Genomic DNA, 20,368 nt, shown 5'->3' with positions numbered 1-20,368 from the left:
AGGTAACATAGATAACCCCCCTCGTTGGGGCTAAAGGATTTTATGTTTGACCATTAACCAGAGAGAAAATTATGAGCGTTGTGCCTGTAGCCGACGTACTCCAGGGCCGCGTAGCCGTTGACCAAGAAGTCACCGTGCGCGGGTGGGTGCGTACCCGTAGAGATTCAAAAGCTGGCCTCTCCTTCCTCGCCGTCTATGACGGTTCCTGCTTTGATCCCGTACAGGCTGTCATTAATCATTCTCTGCCCAATTACAATGATGAAGTGCTGCGCCTGACCACCGGCTGCTCCGTGATTGTGACCGGCGTGGTGGTGGAATCGCCAGGCCAGGGCCAGAGCTTTGAGCTGCAGGCGACGCGCGTTGAAGTCACCGGCTGGGTCGATGACCCGGATACCTATCCGATGGCGGCAAAACGCCACAGCATCGAATATCTGCGTGAAGTGGCGCATCTGCGCCCGCGCACCAATATGATTGGCGCGGTTGCCCGCGTGCGTCACACGCTGGCGCAGGCGCTGCACCGTTTCTTCCACGAGCAGGGTTTCTTCTGGGTTTCAACGCCGCTGATTACCGCCTCCGATACAGAAGGCGCCGGTGAGATGTTCCGCGTTTCAACGCTGGATCTGGAGAACCTGCCGCGTACTGGCGAAGGCAAAGTCGATTTCGATAAAGATTTCTTCGGTAAAGAAGCGTTCCTCACCGTTTCCGGCCAGCTCAATGGCGAAACTTACGCCTGCGCGCTGTCCAAAATCTATACCTTCGGGCCGACTTTCCGTGCGGAAAACTCGAACACCAGCCGTCACCTTGCGGAGTTCTGGATGCTGGAGCCGGAAGTGGCGTTTGCCGATCTGAACGATGTGGCAAGCCTCGCCGAAGCGATGCTGAAGTATGTGTTCAAAGCTGTGCTGGACGAGCGCATGGACGACATGAAATTCTTCGCCGAGCGCGTGGATAAAGATGCCGTTGAACGCCTGCAGCGCTTCATTTCCGCCGATTTCGCCCAGGTAGATTACACCGACGCGGTGGCCATTCTTGAGAAATGCGGCGAGAAGTTCGAAAACCCGGTTTACTGGGGCGTGGATCTGGCTTCCGAGCATGAACGTTATCTGGCCGAGAAACACTTCAAAGCGCCAGTGGTAGTGAAAAACTACCCGAAAGATATTAAGGCTTTCTACATGCGACTTAATGAAGATGGCAAAACCGTGGCGGCGATGGACGTGCTTGCGCCAGGCATCGGTGAAATCATCGGCGGCTCCCAGCGTGAAGAGCGTCTGGATGTGCTGGACGCCCGCATGGAAGAGATGGGCCTTAATAAAGAAGATTACTGGTGGTATCGCGATCTGCGCCGTTACGGCACCGTACCCCACTCCGGTTTCGGCCTTGGCTTTGAGCGCTTAATCGCTTACGTCACCGGCGTACAGAACGTGCGTGACGTTATCCCCTTCCCGCGCACCCCGCGTAACGCTAACTTCTGATTTTTTCTAAGGGCCAGCTCGCTGGCCCTTTTCATTCCTGCATCCACTCGCTTCACACAGAAATATTTTTCAACAAAATTTTATCCACACAGATATTGCGACTTTAAAAAACCGCACGCTATAGCATATTTGCTCATCTTTTACACAGCCATCCAGCCATCTAAAGGTCAGAGATAAGAAAAGGTGAGATGAGTATCATTCTTGCATAAGCAAAGGCTTTTGCTTTATTAACTATAAGCAATTCATATATATAGATAATGAATGCACAAAAACCATTCACCTAAAGAATGAAATTTGAGGTGGTTCACAAAGTTCCCAAAAATACACAAATTCTTACACAATATTTCTTTTTGTTACTGATTTTAGATATTTGTAGCACTTTCAGGCTAGCGAAACGTGAATATGAATGGAAAGATGCCTTCAGACACAGAAAGACACCAAACTCTCATCAATAGTTCCGTACAGAATTATTGACGGCAGTGGCAGGTGTTCATAAAAACCAATGAGGGTAATAAATAATGATGAAGCGCAATATTCTGGCAGTGGTAATCCCTGCCCTGCTGGTAGCCGGTGCAGCTAACGCTGCAGAAATCTACAACAAAAACGGCAACAAACTGGATCTGTACGGCAAAGTAGTTGGTGAGCACGATTTCACAACGACAGGTGAAACAAACAATGCTGACGCCACGTATGCACAGATCGGTTTTAAAGGCGAAACTCAAATCAATGACCAACTGACCGGTTACGGCCAGTGGGAATACCGCGTAACGGCGAACAACCCGGAAACCACCAACACCACCAAACAGCGTCTGGCGTTTGCTGGTCTGAAAATGGGCGATGCTGGTTCCATCGATTACGGTCGTAACTACGGTATCGTTTACGATGTTGAAGCTATCACCGACATGGCACCGATTTGGTCCGGTATGACCACTCTGGGTGGTTCTGATAACTTCATGACTGGTCGCTCCACTGGCCTGCTGACTTACCGCAACAGCAACTTCTTCGGTCTGGCTGATGGCCTGAACTTCGGCGTACAGTACCAGGGTAAAAACGATCGCACTGATTATGCTCAGGCGAACGGCGACGGCGTAGGTTACTCTTTGGGCTACGATTTTGGCGAAGGTTTCTCTGTAATCGGTGCTTACAGCAACTCTAACCGTACCACAACTCCGGCTGGCGGTCAGAAAGCTGATGGCCGTGGCGATAATGCTGAAGCCTGGGCAGTGGGCACCAAATATGATGCCAACAACATTTACCTGGCTGCTACCTATGCAGAAACCCGCAACATGACCGATCAGGGTGATGTTCTGGGTATCGCTAATAAAACTCAGAACATCGAACTGGTTGCCCAATACCAGTTTGACTTCGGACTGCGCCCGGCAGTGTCTTACGTTCAGACCAAAGGTAAAGACCTGACAGCAGCTGGCACCTTTGGCGGTGGAGATGCTGACATGGCTAAATTTGTTCAGGTTGGCGCAACTTATTACTTCAACAAGAACTTCAACATCTACGTTGACTACCTGATCAACCTGCTCGATAAAGATGATGCTTACGTGCAGAATGGCGGTGGCCTGGGCGGCGTTGGCGCTGATGACCAGGTTGGCGTAGCGGTAACTTATCAGTTCTAATTGCCGAACAACTTATTGTTCAGTGCATAAAAACAGGGCTTCGGCCCTGTTTTTTTATGGGCGAAAGCAAAAACGTTCATCTTTTGCGATCCCGCTAACTTTTCAGGGCAAACGGTTGGCATTTTGTAAATCTCCCGTTAACCTGATAGCGAATTTCCCTTCTGACATCACAATGGAATCCGTCATGTTTGAGAATATTACCGCCGCCCCTGCCGACCCTATTCTGGGCCTGGCCGACCTGTTTCGTGCCGACGATCGTCCCAGCAAAATCAACTTAGGGATCGGCGTTTATAAAGATGAAACCGGCAAGACGCCGGTGCTGACCAGCGTTAAGAAAGCAGAGCAGTATCTGCTGGAAAACGAAACCACGAAAAACTATCTCGGCATCGACGGTATTCCTGAATTCGGCCGCTGCACCCAGGAGTTGCTGTTCGGCAAAGGCAGCGCCATTATCAATGATAAACGCGCTCGTACGGCGCAAACGCCAGGCGGCACCGGCGCGCTTCGCGTAGCAGCGGATTTTCTTGCTAAAAACACCAGCGTAAAACGCGTATGGGTAAGCAACCCGAGCTGGCCGAACCATAAAGGCGTATTTAATTCCGCCGGCCTGGAAGTGCGTGAATACGCTTACTACGATGCGCAGAACCACGCGCTGGACTTCGAAGGGCTGATCAATAGCCTGCAGGAAGCACAGGCGGGCGATGTTGTGCTGTTCCACGGCTGCTGTCATAACCCGACCGGTATCGACCCGACGCTGGATCAGTGGGAACAGCTGGCGAAGCTTTCTGTTGAGAAAGGCTGGCTGCCGCTGTTCGACTTCGCTTATCAGGGCTTTGCCCGCGGTCTGGAAGAAGATGCGGAAGGCCTGCGCGCGTTTGCAGCGCTGCACAAAGAGCTTATCGTGGCGAGCTCCTTCTCGAAAAACTTTGGCCTGTACAACGAGCGCGTAGGCGCCTGCACGCTGGTTACTGCAGATGCGGAAACCGCCGACCGCGCATTCAGCCAGATGAAATCTTGTATTCGCGCTAACTATTCCAACCCGCCAGCACACGGCGCGGCGGTAGTCGCAACTATCCTCAGCAACGACGCGCTGCGCGCTATCTGGGAGCAGGAACTGACCGACATGCGTCAGCGCATTCACCGTATGCGTCAGCTGTTCGTTAACACGCTGGCCGAGAAAGGCGCCGACCGCGATTTCAGCTTCATCACCAAACAGAACGGCATGTTCTCATTCAGCGGCCTGACCAAAGAGCAGGTGCTGCGTCTGCGCGAAGAGTTTGGCGTTTACGCTGTGGCGTCGGGTCGTGTGAACGTGGCAGGGATGACGCCGGATAACATGGCGCCGCTATGCGAAGCGATTGTCGCTGTACTGTAAGAGAGCACGCATAAAAAAGGCCGCATTACGCGGCCTTTTTTGTATTACCAGACGGGCTGTTCATCCTGCAAAAACGGATTGTGCAGACGCTCGTAGCCGAGTGTGGACACTGGGCCATGTCCAGGAATAAAGGTGACATCATCGCCCAGCGGCAACAGTTTACGCTTGATAGCGTCAATCAACTGACCGTGGTCGCCGCGCGGAAAATCGCTGCGGCCTACTCCGCCTTTGAAAATCACATCACCGGAAACCAGCAGACGCGATTTCTCGTCGAAAAAGACAATATGGCCAGGCGTGTGGCCCGGGCAATGCAGCACCTGTAACGTGATGTTGCCAACATTAACCGTATCCTTTTCGCTAAGCCAACGGTCCGGCGTCAACGGCTGGCACTCATCCAGACCGAACATTCGGCTTTGCTGCGGCAAGCCTTGCAGCCAGAACTCATCTTCTTTTTCCGGGCCGACAATCGGTACGCCGTAATGCGAAGCGAGCTCCGCCGCCGCGCCGACATGGTCGAGATGGCCGTGAGTTAACAGGATTTGCTTGACGGTGACGTTACAGGAAGCCACCTCCACCTTAATGCGCGCCGCGTCGCCGCCTGGGTCTACCAGCGCCGCCTCGCCTGTTTCCTCACACCAGATTAACGAGCAGTTCTGCGCGAACGCCGTTACCGGAATAATATGATGGTTCATACCGCTCCTTTACCCGGCTCGCGCCGGAACCGTTTTATTTACCAGTGCCTTACCGGCCCGGTATCAATATGCACAAAGTTACTGCTGGGGTAATATCCTACACCACCTGAGCGCAGAGATAACGCGGCTTTGCGAATATTGCTGAGCGAAATGCCTTCAATATGGAAGTCCATCGCCTGGCCTTTCGTGTGGTAACTGTTTTTTGCCACACCGCGGCTGTGGGCGCGCAATTCATTGTTGGTATCACGTGAGCGATAACCGGAAATTAGCTGTACCGGTCGACGAGTGCCAAGCAATCCCTGCAGGCGATAAAGCTGGTCAAACAGAGCGGGGTCAATGGCTTTTACTTTATTCGCGCGGAAATCACGGAAGAAATGATTAAGCTTTGCTAATTCATCCTGAATATAGCCCCGGCCATCGAAAAACTCGGCCTTGATCGACTCCCCGGTGTGGAGATTATTCAGCGTTAAAATACGCGGACGTGGCGTCGAGAGGGTTGCAAAAGCGGGCGTCGGCAGGATAGCGGCCGCGCCCAGCGCAGCGCCACCTAACGCCAGCAATTTGCGGCGATTAGCGTCAATATTATCCATGATAAAGGTCTACAAGTCTGGGTGATCGTTTAATGCACTTCTGGCGCAAGAGAGCGCACCATAACTGTCGTAGAAGAACTCGTCAAGACAGGCGAAACCCAGTAAAAACGGGCCTTGCAGCGATGCAGGCCCGTTTTTTTCTCGTTATTCTGACGCTTAACTTTTTGACGTCACTGAAGTTAGCGGATCAATTTTTCAGCTTTTGACAAGATTTGTGCGCCCGATCGCGCGGTCTGATCATAATTGTAAATATCTGTACGATACTGGGTACGGCCATCTTCACCAACAAAGGCGGTCAGATAATAGAGGTTGACCGGGATAGATTGCCGGATATTGACGTAGCGCGTATTGCCCTCCTTAAGCGCCGTGGAAATCCGCGTGTCGTTCCAGCCCGCATCCTGCAAGAGCATGTTAGCTAACTCAGATGCCTTATTAACGCGCACGCAGCCGGAGCTCAGCGCCCGCACATCCTTCTGGAAGAGATTATGGTTCGGCGTATCGTGCAGGTAAATCGCATCGGAACTGGGCATATTGAACTTATAGCGCCCCAGCGAGTTGTGATCGCCCGGCGCCTGCTGGAAGCGGAAAGGCAGGTTGCCCGGCGTAATGGTGCCCCAGTCGACCATATAGGGGTCTATAACTTCAGCATTACTGCTCCAGCCTCGCAGCACCGTGTAGTTATGACGCGCCAGATAGCCCGGGTCATTCCACACCTTCGGCAGGATATCCTTGCGGGCAAGCGTTGGCGGCACGTTCCATGGCGGGTTGACCACCACGTTGTTAAGCGCGCTGCTCATTAATGGCGTTTTCCGGTCCGGCCTGCCGACAATCACTTTTGAAGCCAGCACCTCTGTGCCGTTCTGGTAATAAACCAGCGAGAATTCTGGAATATTGACCATGATGCCGGTGTTGAGTTTGCCAGGCAGCAAACGCAGACGTTGGATATTAAGCGCCAGCAACCCGGCGCGCTGCGCGGGGCTGACGTTGAGCCAGTCGCGGGTAGACTGACCAATCACGCCGTCAGCGCCCAGTCCCTGCCACTTCTGGAACCGTTTTACCGCCGCCACAAGTTCACTATCGTAAATGCCGCGGGTTTGCGCCGCTTTCGACTTCGCACCGCGCGGTGTTTCGCTAACAGCGGAAGGGCTAACTACCGCGTTATCGGCGCTGGCGTCCCCTGGCAGCACGATTTCCGGCCCGCCATCAAGCATGCCGTTACGCTGGAGAATTTCACGCAGCGCGCCGATATCATTGCTCCACTGGCCCGGGCTTAGTTTAGCTTTGCTTACCAGTTGCGGCCATGGGCGGTTGTCCGCTACCAGACGCAGCAGGGATTCATGCATAGCGGCATATTGCGGATGCTGCGGAGCAAGCGAGGCGACAAAAGCTTGCAACGAGCCATTATCCAGCGCCGTTTGCCACTGGTTAATAACGGAAAGCGGCGGCGTTTCCGCCTTATAAGGTTTGCTGCTGTACAGCCAGCGGTTACCCTGGGTAGGAATGCCTGCGACGAACTGTAAATACCCCATCATGGCGTCTGACAGCACAATATCGCGCGCCATACCCGTGACGGCGGGATCGGTAAGTTGCTCAATCCAGGCAGTGAATTGCGGCTGGAATCCCGCGATGGCCACTTCCGCCAGCTGTTGCTGAAAAGCCTGTACCGCATCGCGATTTTCCCACATGGGTTTCATTTCACGCGCGGCATAGAGCGCGGAGAGCGCGTTCAAATAAACCGGCTTATACCCCGCCGGCAATTGCGATTCGATTTGTGAACGGCTTTGCGCAGCGGACATGCCCTCATTGAGAGGTTGAATGCCAGCCATCATTGCCGTTGAGGCAGCCTGGGCGAGCGGTTGCGCAAGCGCTGCCGGCTGTACGCCCGTGGTCGCCGTACTGTCACTCGGCACGACTTCAGGCTCGTCGGCCTGAACACTAAACAGCGGAGCGAAACCGAGGGCCACGCACAAGCTAAGCGTCGACCATCGTAACCGTTGCATATTGTTAAGCACCATCCCTTGCCCCCTGTTTAATCACATCATTGGGTTTGCGAGCCAGCCCGCAAACTTATTTTCAGTATATAAAGAGAAAAAACCATTTGCCTGACCAAATGTAAAGATAATTAAAGATTTTACGCTACAAAAAAAGCGGGCCGTAGCCCGCTTTTCCGATTATGACTTATCAGGAAACATCGGCCGTTCCAGCCAGCGCTTCGCCAGGTTCGTTTTGCTGTAAGGCAAAACCACGCAGACCCACCACATGAACATGTTCGTGATTCTGGAACACTTTACGCACCAGTTTATAGGTGGTCCCTTTTTCCGGGCTGATGTTCTCTGGCGCCGCGATAATAAGCTGCATTTCCAGACGCTCGCACAGTTCAAACAGCGTGGCGATAGAACGGGCATCGAGACGCGCCGCTTCATCCAGGAAAAGCAACCGGCAAGGCGAGATATCTTTGCCGCGCAGGCGGCGCGCTTCATCTTCCCAGCTCTGCACCACCATCACCAGAATCGACATACCGGTACCGATAGCCTCGCCGGTGGAAAGCGCCCCGCTCTCCGCACGCAGCCAACCGTCGGAACCACGGTTAACTTCGACTTCCATCTCAAGATAGTTACGGTAATCGAGCAGTTCCTCGCCGATGGTTTGCGCCGTGCGCTGCCCCATATCGATTTGCGGATTCAGGCGTTGATAAAGCTTCGCCAGCGCTTCGGAGAAGGTCAGGCGGCTGCTGTTGAACAGGTCCTGATGCTGCTCGTGCTGCTCGGAAAGCACATCCAGCAGCGTGGCATGCGTCTCACGCACGTTCACGTTCAGCCTTACGCTGTTTACCTGTCCGAAGGAGACGCTCTGCAGCCCCTGGTTCAGCATGCGGATACGGTTCTGTTCACGCTGAATGGTTTTACGAATAATGTTCGCCGCGCTGCGGGAGCTGATCGCCAGTTTCTGCTCGCGCGAAGTCAGCTCTTCGGTCAGGCGGCTCAGCTCAATCTCCATCTGCTCAATAGCTTCCACCGGGTCGTCGGTGCGAATAATATCCTGGCGGATACGCTCGCGCAGATGCTGGTAAACGGCCACGAAGAACTGGATTTTACGCTCCGGACGTTTCGGGTCTTCGGACATGCGCAGCACGTCGCGCAAATGCTCGTTATCCGCCACCGCCAGACGCAGCGCGCCAAGCGCTTTATCCGACATGGAACGCAGCTCATCGCCGGAAAGATAAGCCAGCTCCCGGCGATGCAGACGGCGTTCAACGCCGTTATCTTTCACCAGACGCATCACTGCGCACCAGCCCGCTTTAGCGCTTACCACCTGTTCGCGCATTTCAAGGTAGTCGCGCTCCAGACGTTTGAGTTTGCGGGTCAGGTTATCCATTTCCGCTTCACACAGCGTCAGTTGTTTTTCCAGCTGATTGCGGCGCGAACGGTTATTGCTGAGCTGCATATGCAGTTCGTCGCGACGCAGGCGCGCTCGCTCTTCCGCGCCGGGATCGGCGCGTACGCCGATATCCTGCAGCTCTTTGTGCAAGTCGCCCAGCAGCTCTTTTTTGGTGTCGAAGGAGCTTTTGAGCGATGCCAATACCTGATGATACTGGCTGAGCTGGGCGGCGTGGGTACGCAGCGCGTCGCGCGCACGGGCGCGCTCCGCCTCCGCCTGTTCCAGCCGCTGGCGCAGCTTCTCGTTAAGATCGCTGTTGCCGCTTAGCATCTCCGCCGAATCGCTGTAGCTAAAATGCGCGCGTCGCTGCACCACTTCGCTCAGGGCAAACGCCTGCTGGCGGGCGTCACGCTGCACCTGGCGCGCGTATTCATAATCCTCTTTAAGCTGCTCAAACTGCTCCGGGTCGCTTTGCAGCACGGAAAGCAGCGGCTCAAGCTTCGCCAGCTGATTGCCATGCTGCTGAATAAAGCGGGCCGCTTCCTGCGCTTCGTCCAGACGCTCATGAATTTCGTCCACGCGGTCCGCCAGCGTCTCGTCGCCCAGCAGGTTCAGACGCGGCAGCAGGCGGTTAAGCTGGGCCACGCCCTCTTTCGCTTGCTCGAACTGCGCGCGCTGTTGCTGATTGTCATTTTCATGCTGGCTGATGGCGCGTTCGATTTCATTACGTCGCGTGTTAAGCGCGCGGACTTCCGCTTCCGGGTCCGCCTCGAAGGCGACCGCCAGATGCTGCCCGACAAAGCGGCTGAAGGCCTGATGCAGGCGCTGGGTTTTCTGCACGTCAAAAGAGAGCGTGGCGTAGCGTTCCGCCAGCGACTCGCGTTCGGCATGCAGGCTTTCAATACGGCTCTCACGCGCGGCGCGGCCAAAGAGCGGCAGCTGCGGGAAACGAGAGTAACGCCACTGGCGATCCGCCACTTTCACGACGACGGCTTTTTCCAGCTCTTCAACGCTGAATACGCTGTCGTCAAAAGACTGCGGATCCCCTTCGATCAGGTAGAGATCTTCCGGGCAGTCCGCCAGTCCGTCGAGCTGCTCTCGCACCAGAGAAAGGTCCGGCACCACGATAGCGTGGCGTGAAGGACCATAGAGCGCAGAGAAGTACGGCGCATCGTCGAGCGACACATCGTCATAAATTTCTGAAAGCAGCACGCCGCCGAAGCGTTCCGCCAGCGTATTCAGACGCGCGTCATCGGCGCCGCCGGGCTGGCTCAGGCGTTCAATTTCCTCATCGACCGCACGCTTGCGGGCGCCGACTTCATCACGCTCAACGATGGCTTCACGCTCACGCTCCAGCAGTTGCTGAAGATATTCGGTGACCTGCTGGCCCGATTCGAAAATTTCGCCGCTCTGCTCGCTAATCTGATTAAGGCTGTTTTGCGCCGCCAGCCAGACTGGCGCGCGGCTGTTCAGGCTCTTGATGCGCGCCTGCAGTTGCTCCAGCTCCTGACGTAACGTCAAACGCTGTTCACTGGCCTGCGAAACGCTGTCTGACAGCGCGGCGATCTGCGCTTCCAGCTCCTGATGCAGCGCTTCAAGCTCGTCCGGCTCATAATGTCTGCCCTGACGCTTGCAAAACTCCGCCAGCAAACGCTCAGCCTCCTGCTGTTCGCGCAGGCGCTGTTCCAGTTCCGAAAGGCGCATGCGCAGCGGCTGCACCTGTTCGGTAAGGTGGCGCTGCTGGCTGGCGTCGCGCAGCAGCTCGCGGGCCACGCTCCAGGCATCGGCGCGGCTGACCGGCCCGTTAATAGCCGTCACCAGCTGATACGCCTGCTCAAACTGGTTATGCGCCGCCTGCACGACGCTCATTTTCTGCTCAAGCGTCAGCAGTTTTTCCGTTGCCTCCTGCTCTTTCGCCTGGAAAGTCTCCAGCCATTCGGCGGCGCTGTCGGCGTTAAGGTCAGGCAGATGGCACAGTTCGCGCGCGCGGTTAAGCGCCGTCAGCGCCTGTTGATACTGTATAGCGCGAGTCTGCTGAACATCGAGCGCCTGCTGATAGTCGGCAAGCTGGCTCTTGAGTTCATCCACCTCAAGCTCGGCGGCTTCGGCGCGGGCTTCGTTCTCTTCCTGCTGCTCGGCGGCTTCCGCCACCACTTCGTTCTGCTCTTCCAGACGCATCTGCAGTTCGTCGAGATCCGCTTCGTAACGCTCGATTTTCTCCTGCTGGCGCAGCGCGGTCTGCACCAGATTCAGATGGTCGCTCGCCGCCTGGTAATCGGTCTCAAGGTCCCCTTCCGCACCGGCGTGTTCCGCCAGCTCGCGCGCCATATCGACATGCTTATACTGCTCGGCCACCAGTTGCTTACGACTGGTGAAAAGTTCGCGGCGGTACTCAATCGCCTTGTCGAGATGAATGCGGCGCTCGTTGGCGTGACGCATATAGTCCGCCGCCACGTAGTTGGTGGCTTCAGAAATCAGGTGCTTGAAGAGGTCGCGGTCAGACTGGGTGACGCGAATGGCTTCCAGCGTCAGGCGGTTCTCACGCAGCGCCGCCTCCATATCCTGGAAGGCTTTACGCACGCCGCTGTTTTCCGGCAGCAGGTAGTCGCGCAGCGAGCGGGTAATGGCGCTGGAGATGCCGCCATAGAGCGAGGCTTCAATCAGGCGGTAATATTTGCTGCGGTCTGAAGCAGAACGCAGGCGACGCGCCACGATGCCTAAGTCGAACATCAAAGAGTGATAATCGGTAATGGAGTTGAACTGCTTAAACTGCACTCCCTCCATCGCGTCGATTTTCTCTTTCAGCTCGTTTAGCGAGAGCACGCGCGCCTGACGTTCATTCAGCGTTTCGGTCAGCAACTGCGTCGGCAGCAGGCTGCTCGGCAACCCCTGAATAGCAAAAGGTTTAATATCCACTTTCCGGTCGCGCCCGGCCACCTGTTGCAGGCGAACGCCCACCAGCACGCGCTGGTGACGCGAATTGATAACGTCCAGCACCGAATAGCAGACGCCCGCTTTAAGCTTGCCGTGCAGGCCCTTATCACGAGAGCCGGATGTCGCGCCTGCTTCGGTGGTATTACGGAAGTGAAGCAGCGTCAGGTCCGGGATCAGCGCGGTGACAAATGCCGCCATCGTGGTGGATTTCCCGGCGCCGTTGCCGCCAGAAAGCGTGGTCACCAGTTCATCGAGATCAAACGTACGGGCGAAAAAGCCGTTCCAGTTGATAAGCGTCAGTGAGCGAAATTTACCGCGTTCAATCATTCTCTTCCTCTCCGCGTTCCGTCTGGTTGTCGTCATTCTCGTCGTTGAGTTGCAGACTGCTCTCGACCGGCATCGCTTCGCCGTCGCGGATCATGCGCAGCTGCGCTTCGCGCGGATCGTCGCCGCTGCGCACATCGGCGCCAAAGCGGAAGACCGATTCGGTAATGCGGAATTTACTGCTGTCATGGCCCATAAACCAGACCATCCCCAGACGGCGCAGGCGGTTGAGCGAAGAGCGCACCTTTTCCTGCAGCTTCTGCCTGTCGAGATCGGAGCCAGTAGAGCGGTTATTTACTAACTTCAGCAGCTTACTTTCATCCGCCAGTGCCAGCAGCTCGTCATAGAGTTCCTGCTGGGTGAAGATGCCTTCGTTGGCGAGGCGCTCCGGGCTCAGATAGAGGTAGCAAAGAATTTTGCCGACCATCATGTCGAGTTCGGAAAGCACCGAACGGGGAATCAGTGTCGTGGAGCGAGGGCGCAAATAGAAAAAACCTTCCGGCGCGCGCACCAGCTCTACATTGTAGCGGCCATAAAACTCTTCCAGCTCGTGCTGGAAGTCCATCAAGAAAGCGTGATTATCCAGCTCTTCCAGGCCAACGTGACGCCCGGCGCGAAGCTGGCTGTCGAGCGCCGGAAACAGCGGGTTCGCCAGCGCCTGCGCCAGCTTAACCGGCATCACTTGTTCAATATTTGTCAATGACATGCGCCTGTACCTTGGCTCCGTAATCATTAATGAGCTGCCATTTCGCCGGCAGCCCGGTAAAGTCAGCTTCCGCCACCCCAAGCCGCACGGCCTGGTCGACGACGATACGCGCCACATCAAAATGGCGCGCGCGTGGGAATTGCGCCAGATAGTCGCGCATCACTACGCCGAGATCCAGCGGTTGCTGTCTGGATTTAAAGACCTCAAGCTGCGCTTCTATCATCGCCGCCAGCTGTTCGCGGATCTCGTTAAACTCTTCAAACTCCAGATCCGGCGGCAGCTCGCCGGTGACTTCGTCATCGCGCAGCGCCATCTCTTCATCGCGCATATCAAGCAGACGCTCGGCGTTGGCGTAGGTCAGCGCCCACGGCGCGTCGAAATAGCTCTGCACCGACTGACGCAAACGCTGGGCGAAGACGCGGTTTTTGTCCATATCGATGGCGGTGCGGATAAACTTATGCACGTGACGGTCATAGCCAATCCAGAGGTCGATGGCCTGCTGACCCCAGCTAATAATGCGGTCGAGTTTGCTTTGCAGATCGAAAACCAGCCGGTCGATAAAATGCAAATCGTCGCGGCCTAATGTCGCTTCCTGAATCATCAGCAGGTTTGCCTGCAGCTTATCGCCAGCCGCTTCCAGCGTATCCTGCAGTTCACGCAAGGTGCCGGAGGTTTCGGACAGCAGCAGTTCACAGCTGGAGATAGCCGCGCGCCAGTCTTTATTAAGCAACTGCGCGATATCGTCCTTCACCAGCTGTTGCTGCTCATCCATGATGCGCTGGGTTAAATCGATGCTATCGAAAATTTCCGCGACGGAATATTTGAGCGGCGCATAAACGTTGCGATGCCAGTGAAACTCATCGCCGTTTTCCTGCGCGGCATCCGCGGCGCGTTTCAGCTCGCCGGCTACGATGGAAAGCTGCATGGAAAGACGCAGCGTGGAAAACTCGCGCTGGCGGATGTAGTAGTCGGTAATACCGATACCGAGTGGCGTCAGGCGGTAAATCGCGTTTCCTTCCGCCTGTTCGCTGGTGAAACGGTTGAGCAAGCGCTGGCGCACCATATCGTTGATGGCGTTGTTCGCGCGCTGGGCCACCGTTTCCGTGGTCTGTTCAAACGCGTCGCTGACGTGACGAAACGCGTCCACCAGCTCCCCTTCGCTCATTTCGCCATCCAGACGTTCGCCGTTAAGCGTGGCCACCGCCAGCAGAAAAGCCAGTCGGTCAACCGGAAGCTGGATGGAAAAATCATTTTTCCTGGCCCAGGCAACCAGTTCGGGGACTGTCTGGGAAAAAGTACTCATAGTTTATCCTTGGATCTCCGGCTTAAACGCAGTGACGTGGATATAGCGGCCCAGGCTAACCCAGGGCTCCTGTCGGCAGTAACGCGTTTCAAGCTCAAGCAGCGTGTCGTACTCGTCGCGCTGCTGATGTTTTTCACGCAGGTAGTCATGGAAAACCCGTACGCCGGTTTTGCCGGTAATCTGCCAGCCAATCTCTTCAAGCCAGCGATAGACCTGCTGCGGCTCACGCGGATAATCCGGTGAAAGGGAGCGTTTTTTCTTTTTGGGCATCCCTTGTTGCACATAGGCGAAATTGCCCGCCACCATGTTATGCATCAGCAAGCCATGCGCGTTATAGAACATCAAAGAGAGCGCGCCGCCGGGGGCGAGACAATGCCACAGGCGCTCCAGCGCCACTTTCGGCTCCGCCACCCATTCGAGCACAGCGTGAAACAATATCAGATCAACCGGGCATTCTAAATGTTCAGCCACATCCTGAGCGGCGCATTGTACAAAATGCATGTTCTCGCTCACACCTTGCTGCTGCGCATGCAGGCGCGCGCGGGCAAGCATTTCAGCGGAGAGATCGCAAAGCACAACCTGGTGGCCCCGCGCCGCCACGCGGCAGGCAGTCTGCCCTTCTCCGCCGCCGGCATCAAGGACGCGCAGCGGGCGTTGCGGCAGGCGGTCAAACAGCGCGTCAAGATCCTGCCAGAGGATCGCCTGGCGCAGTTGCCCTTTTGTTGTACCGTATATGTTGCGCGAAAATTTTTCGGCAATGTCATCAAAATTGCGATCCCGCATAGGTACAACTCCACCCAAAAAAGGTTTTCGACAAAGGCGCTATTTTGTCATAGCCGTGAGGAGAATGAACCCATTCGGTGTAAGATCGCGGGCGTTTGCCTGCCGTATGGTTAAAAAAGGAACCGCACCCATGCTGTTTATGCTGAAAAAATATCTTGGCGGCCTGATGCTGCCCCTTCCCTTCTTATTGCTGGTCATGGCGCTGGCGTTAGCGCTGCTGTGGTGGAGCCGCTGGCAGAGAACCGCTAAGGGTTTGCTGACCGTAAGCTGGCTTGCGCTGTTTCTGCTTAGCCTGCAACCGGTCGCGGACGGCCTGCTTAAGCCGATTGAAAGCGCCTACCCTACCTGGCGTGGCAAAGAAAAAGTGGATTATGTGGTCGTACTGGGCGGCGGTTATACCTGGAACCCGCATTGGGCGCCCAGCTCAAATCTGATTAATAACAGCCTGCCGCGCGTAACCGAAGGGGTGCGGCTGTGGCATGCCAACCCTGGCGCGAAGCTGGTGTTTACCGGCGCGCCGGCGGTGACTAACCCGGTCAGCACTGCCGAAGCAGGCGCTCGCGTTGCCGAAAGCCTCGGTGTTCCCCGCAGCGATATCATTACGCTTGATACGCCAAGGGATACGGAAGACGAAGCGGCCGCCGTGGCGAAAGCTATCGGCCAGCAGCCTTTCTTGCTGGTGACCTCCGCCTCGCATCTGCCGAGAGCGATGCGCTTTTTCCAGCATCAGGGGCTGAAGCCGATCCCTGCGCCAGCAAACCAGATGGCGGTGGAATCGCCGCTCAATCCCTGGGAGAAGGCGCTTCCCTCGCCGCTATGGCTGATGCATAGCGACCGGGTAGGTTACGAGACGCTTGGCAGGATCTGGCAATGGCTTAAAGGGGCGTCAGGCGACCCAGGGGAGCAGTGATTTCGAGGCGGTATCGAAGGCGGCGCGGTTCATGCGGCCCGTTTGCAGCAGCTGCGCCACTTCGTCCCACAGCACATAAAGCCAGCGCCGCCAGAGAAAAGATTCCGCCACCGGCGCCCGTTGCAGATAATGCCAGAAAAGACTTTCCGCCAGCGGCGTGTCGAACAGGCGAAATAGCTCATATTCGCGCGGCGCCCACAAGACAACGCCCGGGCTGACCATCGCCAGCAGTTGATCGCTTCTCGCATCTTTGAGCATGCTGCGCAGGCTGAAATGACCATGTATTAGCACGCAGTTATCGCTAAAACCGGCGAACATCTCGTCCAGACATTCGCGGGTGCGAAAAAGCATACGGCGATCCTGCATCGTCAGTCCCGTGTTTTTATATTGATTCAGGGTGCTCCAGAGCACTTCGACGCGCTGACGATACCATGAAGGCCAGATGTTCTCCTGCGTGCTGTCGACGTTGCCCACGCAGCCGTGGCTGTCGACCCGGTGCCAGGCAAGCAGCGCCTCGACAATCTGATCTTTGAGTTGCTCCCAGCGTTCCGGCGTGCGCGAAGGCGCTTCTACCGGCACGCCGCGCAGCCTTTCCATTAGCAGCACATCCGGCCCGGGGTGTTCTTCATGCGTCATGACGCCATAAACTACCGGCATGCGCACCGTGCCGGAGCGCGCCAGCATAGAGATTTTCCAGGCCAGTTGCCTTGCAAGCCCGGGCGTAGTGAAGCTTCTTGCCAACAGCGGCATTGGATGGCCGTGACTGTCATACAGCGACCAGAGCGCCGTATCCGGTTTCTCGGTTATGCACTCCAGGCGGCTTAGCTTCTCGCCCAGCAGATGGCTCAGTTCCGCGCGCAGTTGCTCCATTTTCCGTTACCCTTATAAAGACTGGTACTTTTTATAATGGGCGTCCTTTAGGCGGATGTCATCTGATGAGATCAAGAACCTGGCAGATTAGCGCTTAAACGATACAGCGGCAGGTGGCCAGTGAGCTTATTGATCTTCTTTTTGGGGCCAAGCAAGCCCACCGCCGCAAGGTCAATGGATTCGCTCCGCGCCTGGGCAATTCGCTCACCATACTCTTCGTATGTTTTGCAAGACTGCGCTAACGTGCTGAAAGGCATAACCAGAATATCGGGGTCAGCTAAAGCGCGGGAAAGCGTAGTGGTGAGCGACTCCTCCTGCGTCAGCAAAATGGGCAATGGGGCATAAATCACGCCCGGATAAACCACGCCATCTTTGCTCTGCATTTCCGGCCCGACAAGATTTTCCACCCGTCTGCCAAGGCTCACGCCTATAACGCTTGCCGCATTGATAGCAAGTCCAGGGCTTAACGTTTTTTCTACGATGATGGCGCATTTGTGCAGGCTTGCATCGAATTTCATCTCGTTATCCTTAAGGTCGTTTTATCGCGTTCAGTAAAGAGACAGTGTGCCGCAGAAAGCTGGGTAAAACTGACCTTAAATTGTTATCTTTTGCTTTATTAAGGTAAAAACATCCCGTAAAAGCCGATAAAGAGAAATATATGTCCGAACCCGATTTAACGCCGACTGACATCGCGCTGCTGACGCTACTACAAAAAGACGCCCGTATGACCAACCAGACGCTGGCCGAGGCGGTAAATCTTTCCGCTTCGCCTTGCTGGCGTAAGGTACGCAAGCTTGAAGAAGAGAAAGTGATTCAGGGTTATCACGCCGCGCTGGACAGACGCAAAATCGGCCTTGGGGTAATGGTCTTTGTTCGCGTCAGCATCGACAGCCACAGCGAAGCGCAGGCGCGCAAATTCGAACAGGAGGTCCTGGAGCTGGAAAATGTGGTGGCATGCTACAGCATCGGCGGCGACGCCGATTTTCTGCTGCAGGTGGTAGCGCAAAACCTGGACGCCTATTCCGATTTCGCCATGTCGGTGCTGCGCCGTCTGCCGGGTATTAAAGCGATGCAAAGCATGTTCGTATTAAAAGAGATTAAGCCTTTTACGACATTGCCGGTCGCCTCGCCCCGACGATAAAAAACCGGCCCTGTGGCCGGTTTATTTATCGCATCTCTTTACGAACGCGTTCGAGGTCTTCTGGTGTATCGACGCCCGTGCCCGGCACTTCCTGCGCGACGTCCACATGAATTTTTTCGCCGTACCAGAGCACGCGCAGTTGCTCAAGCATCTCAATGCGCTCAAGCTGGCTTGGCTGCCAGGTAACATAGCGGCGAATGAACCCGGCGCGGTAACCATAGATACCAATGTGGCGCAGCAGCGTATCGCCAATACTCTCCCGCGATTGCGCGAAGCGGTCGCGATCCCAGGGAATAGTGGCGCGTGAGAAGTAGAGCGCATAGCCTTCAGCATCGCGCACAACTTTCACCGCGTTCGGGTTGAATGCTTCTTCTGCGGAGTCGATGGGAACGGCAAGCGTCGCCATGCCGGCCGCGCTTTTGGTCAGGTTATCAGCCAACTGGCGGATGATAGCTGGCGGAATCGCCGGCTCGTCGCCTTGTACGTTAACAATGACGGTATCATCCGCAAAGCCGCATTTCTCCACCACTTCAGCCAGCCGTTCGGTGCCAGACTGGTGATCGACGCGCGTCATGCACACCTCGCCGCCAGCGGCTTGCACTGCGCGAGCCACCTCTTCATGATCGGTGGCCACGATAATGCGTTCAGCGCCAGATTCGCGAGCGCGTTCCAGCACATGCACAATCATCGGCTTGCCGTTAATATCCACCAGCGGCTTGCCCGGCAAACGCGTGGAGGCGTAGCGGGCAGGTATGATAACGACGAAACTCATGGGTTTGTCTCTTCAGCAGTCAGCGAGCGGGCTTCATTTTCCAGCAAAACAGGAATGCCGTCGCGCAGCGGAAAAGCCAGGCTGTCCACTTTACAGATGAGCTCCTGTTTTTCCTGGTTAAAATAGAGTTTGCCGTTACAAACCGGGCAAGCGATGATTTCCAGTAAACGATGATCCATAGTTCCTCCTGATAACGCGGAATATTAATGCCCAGAGGATATCACAAGCGTTTTATCCGCCGCGTCAATTTCCCATTCCTTATTCCAGCGTGACGCCAGCGCCGCAGGCAGCGAACCGCAGATAACCTGCTTCGCCCCCTGCCAGCGGGCAAAATCGCCGATCGCATTTTCTAACCCAGCCAGTAGCCCGGCGGAAGGTTTAACGCCCTCTTCCAGATAAAGGCTAATGATCTCAAGCTGCTGGCGCTGGCGATGCATTTTGGCATCCATTCGCCCTACCAGCGCTCCCTGATGCAGCAACGGCAGGACAAAATAACCATACTGGCGTTTCTCCGCCGGGGTATAACACTCCAGGCGGTAAGAGAAATCAAAAAACTGCTCGGCGCGTTTGCGGTCCCAGACGACCGGATCAAAAGGGGACAACACTGCGCTGTGTGTAGCGTTGAGTTTATTCTCCTGCGCCTGCGGCAATAGCGGCATGAGCGACTGATGCAGCCACATTGCGCCAAGCCGCTCGACTTCTACCTCAACAATGCGCCCTTCCCGCTGCCACGCTTGCAGAAGCGGTCGGATATTAACGTTGCGCAGGCGATAATAGTCCGCTAACCAGTCGGCGCGAAAAATACCGAGGCTACGGGCGCTGTTTTCCAACATTTTTACCTCGGCCTGCGCTTGTTCAATCAGATGCAGTGCATCATCCCAGTGCGGCAGGACCCGGGAAGTCAGATCGTAAACCCGCTGAAAGTTGCGCCGCTCCACGACCATGACTTTACCGGCAGTGAATAAGCCTTCCAGATGTTTTTTATGGGGTTTCCAGGCCCACCAGCCGCTTTCGCCTTTCCGCGGATGCTCAAAATCCGCTGAGCGAACGGGACCGTTCTGCTCGATATGCTCCATCAACTGCGCAATCTCCTGCGCATGCGCCTCCATCCATTCCGGACGATATTTCCAGCCCATCTTTTCCGGGTTCAGCATGCGGTGACGCACCAGCGCAAAATCGCTGCGCGGCAAGAAGCAGGCTTCATGCGCCCAGTACTCCATCAGTTCACCGCGCGCCAGCGCCTCGTCAAGCCACACATTCGGGAAGCTGCCAAGGCGACTGAAAAGCACCAGATAAGGACTGCGCGCGACGATATTAATCGTGTCTATTTGCAACAGCGACATGCGGGAAACGGTGGCGAGAATGTCATCAGGCCGGGCGCGACGACGGGGCTTTTTTAATAGCCCTTGCGCTGCCAGGTGTAGATGCCGCGCCGCGCGCAGCGAAAGATTTATTCGGGTCATAGCATCGGCTTCCTGTCAGAAAAGGTG

At 55.8% G+C, this 20,368-nt stretch carries 17 protein-coding genes; 5 read left to right on the top strand and 12 right to left on the bottom strand.

What is annotated here, in order from left to right; all coding sequences use genetic code 11:
• Nucleotides 1-71 precede the first annotated feature (71 nt).
• From asnS to IEX01_RS03410, 3 genes are all read left to right on the top strand, one after another.
• Nucleotides 72-1,472, top strand: coding sequence for an asparagine--tRNA ligase (asnS, locus tag IEX01_RS03420; RefSeq protein WP_024556980.1), 1,401 nt, complete (start codon nucleotides 72-74; stop codon nucleotides 1,470-1,472).
• A 518-nt stretch (nucleotides 1,473-1,990) separates the two neighbouring features.
• Nucleotides 1,991-3,100 carry a porin gene (locus tag IEX01_RS03415; protein ID WP_048888416.1) on the top strand — a complete coding sequence of 370 codons (1,110 nt, stop codon included), beginning with the start codon at nucleotides 1,991-1,993 and terminating at the stop codon, nucleotides 3,098-3,100.
• Nucleotides 3,101-3,284: 184 nt separating this feature from the next.
• Nucleotides 3,285-4,475 (top strand): amino acid aminotransferase, encoded by a 1,191-nt coding sequence (locus IEX01_RS03410; protein WP_048888415.1) that lies wholly within the window; start codon nucleotides 3,285-3,287, stop codon nucleotides 4,473-4,475.
• Between the two features lie 44 nt (nucleotides 4,476-4,519).
• On the opposite strand, the gene IEX01_RS03405 is transcribed toward IEX01_RS03410, so the two are convergent.
• From IEX01_RS03405 to cmoM, 7 genes are all read right to left on the bottom strand, one after another.
• Nucleotides 4,520-5,167, bottom strand: a complete 648-nt coding sequence (locus IEX01_RS03405) for an MBL fold metallo-hydrolase (protein WP_024556983.1) — start codon at nucleotides 5,165-5,167, stop codon at nucleotides 4,520-4,522.
• 38 nt (nucleotides 5,168-5,205) lie between these two features.
• The gene (mepK, locus tag IEX01_RS03400) at nucleotides 5,206-5,757 is read right to left on the bottom strand and encodes a peptidoglycan L,D-endopeptidase MepK (RefSeq protein WP_024556984.1); all 552 of its coding nucleotides are present in this window, start codon (nucleotides 5,755-5,757) and stop codon (nucleotides 5,206-5,208) included.
• Between the two features lie 179 nt (nucleotides 5,758-5,936).
• On the bottom strand, nucleotides 5,937-7,772 hold the full coding sequence (gene ldtD, locus IEX01_RS03395; protein ID WP_188723265.1) for a L,D-transpeptidase: 1,836 nt from the start codon (nucleotides 7,770-7,772) through the stop codon (nucleotides 5,937-5,939).
• 166 nt (nucleotides 7,773-7,938) lie between these two features.
• On the bottom strand, nucleotides 7,939-12,396 hold the full coding sequence (gene mukB, locus IEX01_RS03390) for a chromosome partition protein MukB (RefSeq protein WP_024556986.1): 4,458 nt from the start codon (nucleotides 12,394-12,396) through the stop codon (nucleotides 7,939-7,941).
• On the bottom strand, nucleotides 12,389-13,099 hold the full coding sequence (gene mukE / locus IEX01_RS03385; RefSeq protein WP_024561464.1) for a chromosome partition protein MukE: 711 nt from the start codon (nucleotides 13,097-13,099) through the stop codon (nucleotides 12,389-12,391). The genes mukB and mukE overlap by 8 nt, the downstream gene beginning before the upstream one ends.
• The gene (mukF, locus tag IEX01_RS03380; protein ID WP_188723264.1) at nucleotides 13,080-14,402 is read right to left on the bottom strand and encodes a chromosome partition protein MukF; all 1,323 of its coding nucleotides are present in this window, start codon (nucleotides 14,400-14,402) and stop codon (nucleotides 13,080-13,082) included. The genes mukE and mukF overlap by 20 nt, the downstream gene beginning before the upstream one ends.
• Nucleotides 14,403-14,405: 3 nt before the next feature.
• Nucleotides 14,406-15,185 (bottom strand): tRNA uridine 5-oxyacetic acid(34) methyltransferase CmoM, encoded by a 780-nt coding sequence (gene cmoM / locus IEX01_RS03375; protein ID WP_024556989.1) that lies wholly within the window; start codon nucleotides 15,183-15,185, stop codon nucleotides 14,406-14,408.
• A 130-nt stretch (nucleotides 15,186-15,315) separates the two neighbouring features.
• Here cmoM and elyC point away from each other — a divergent pair, with 130 nt between their 5' ends.
• Entirely contained in the window at nucleotides 15,316-16,095 is a 780-nt protein-coding gene (gene elyC, locus IEX01_RS03370) for an envelope biogenesis factor ElyC (protein WP_188723263.1), read from the top strand.
• On the opposite strand, the gene IEX01_RS03365 is transcribed toward elyC, so the two are convergent.
• Together IEX01_RS03365 and IEX01_RS03360 are read right to left on the bottom strand one after the other, a co-directional pair.
• The gene (locus tag IEX01_RS03365) at nucleotides 16,072-16,965 is read right to left on the bottom strand and encodes a YcbJ family phosphotransferase (RefSeq protein ID WP_024556991.1); all 894 of its coding nucleotides are present in this window, start codon (nucleotides 16,963-16,965) and stop codon (nucleotides 16,072-16,074) included. The genes elyC and IEX01_RS03365 overlap by 24 nt on opposite strands.
• A gap of 71 nt (nucleotides 16,966-17,036) precedes the next feature.
• Nucleotides 17,037-17,483, bottom strand: a complete 447-nt coding sequence (locus tag IEX01_RS03360; protein ID WP_024556992.1) for a DUF2000 domain-containing protein — start codon at nucleotides 17,481-17,483, stop codon at nucleotides 17,037-17,039.
• Between the two features lie 140 nt (nucleotides 17,484-17,623).
• Between IEX01_RS03360 and IEX01_RS03355 the strand changes: the two genes are divergently transcribed.
• Nucleotides 17,624-18,106 carry an Lrp/AsnC family transcriptional regulator gene (locus tag IEX01_RS03355; RefSeq protein ID WP_024561467.1) on the top strand — a complete coding sequence of 161 codons (483 nt, stop codon included), beginning with the start codon at nucleotides 17,624-17,626 and terminating at the stop codon, nucleotides 18,104-18,106.
• A 25-nt stretch (nucleotides 18,107-18,131) separates the two neighbouring features.
• Here IEX01_RS03355 and kdsB read toward each other — a convergent pair whose 3' ends face one another.
• Genes kdsB through IEX01_RS03340 form a run of 3 tightly spaced genes read right to left on the bottom strand, consistent with a single transcriptional unit; the run spans nucleotide 18,132 to nucleotide 20,341 of the window.
• Nucleotides 18,132-18,878 (bottom strand): 3-deoxy-manno-octulosonate cytidylyltransferase, encoded by a 747-nt coding sequence (kdsB, locus tag IEX01_RS03350; protein ID WP_024556994.1) that lies wholly within the window; start codon nucleotides 18,876-18,878, stop codon nucleotides 18,132-18,134.
• Complete coding sequence (gene ycaR / locus IEX01_RS03345) at nucleotides 18,875-19,057, bottom strand: protein YcaR (protein ID WP_024556995.1); 183 nt, start codon at nucleotides 19,055-19,057, stop codon at nucleotides 18,875-18,877. The genes kdsB and ycaR overlap by 4 nt, the downstream gene beginning before the upstream one ends.
• Before the next feature lie 24 nt (nucleotides 19,058-19,081).
• Nucleotides 19,082-20,341 (bottom strand): winged helix-turn-helix domain-containing protein, encoded by a 1,260-nt coding sequence (locus IEX01_RS03340; protein ID WP_188723262.1) that lies wholly within the window; start codon nucleotides 20,339-20,341, stop codon nucleotides 19,082-19,084.
• Between the last annotated feature and the right edge of the window lie 27 nt (nucleotides 20,342-20,368).

Origin of the sequence: Franconibacter daqui (assembly GCF_014644275.1) — a bacterium.
Taxonomy (GTDB): Bacteria; Pseudomonadota; Gammaproteobacteria; order Enterobacterales; family Enterobacteriaceae; genus Franconibacter; species Franconibacter pulveris.
This window is presented reverse-complemented; position numbering and strand designations above follow the sequence as displayed.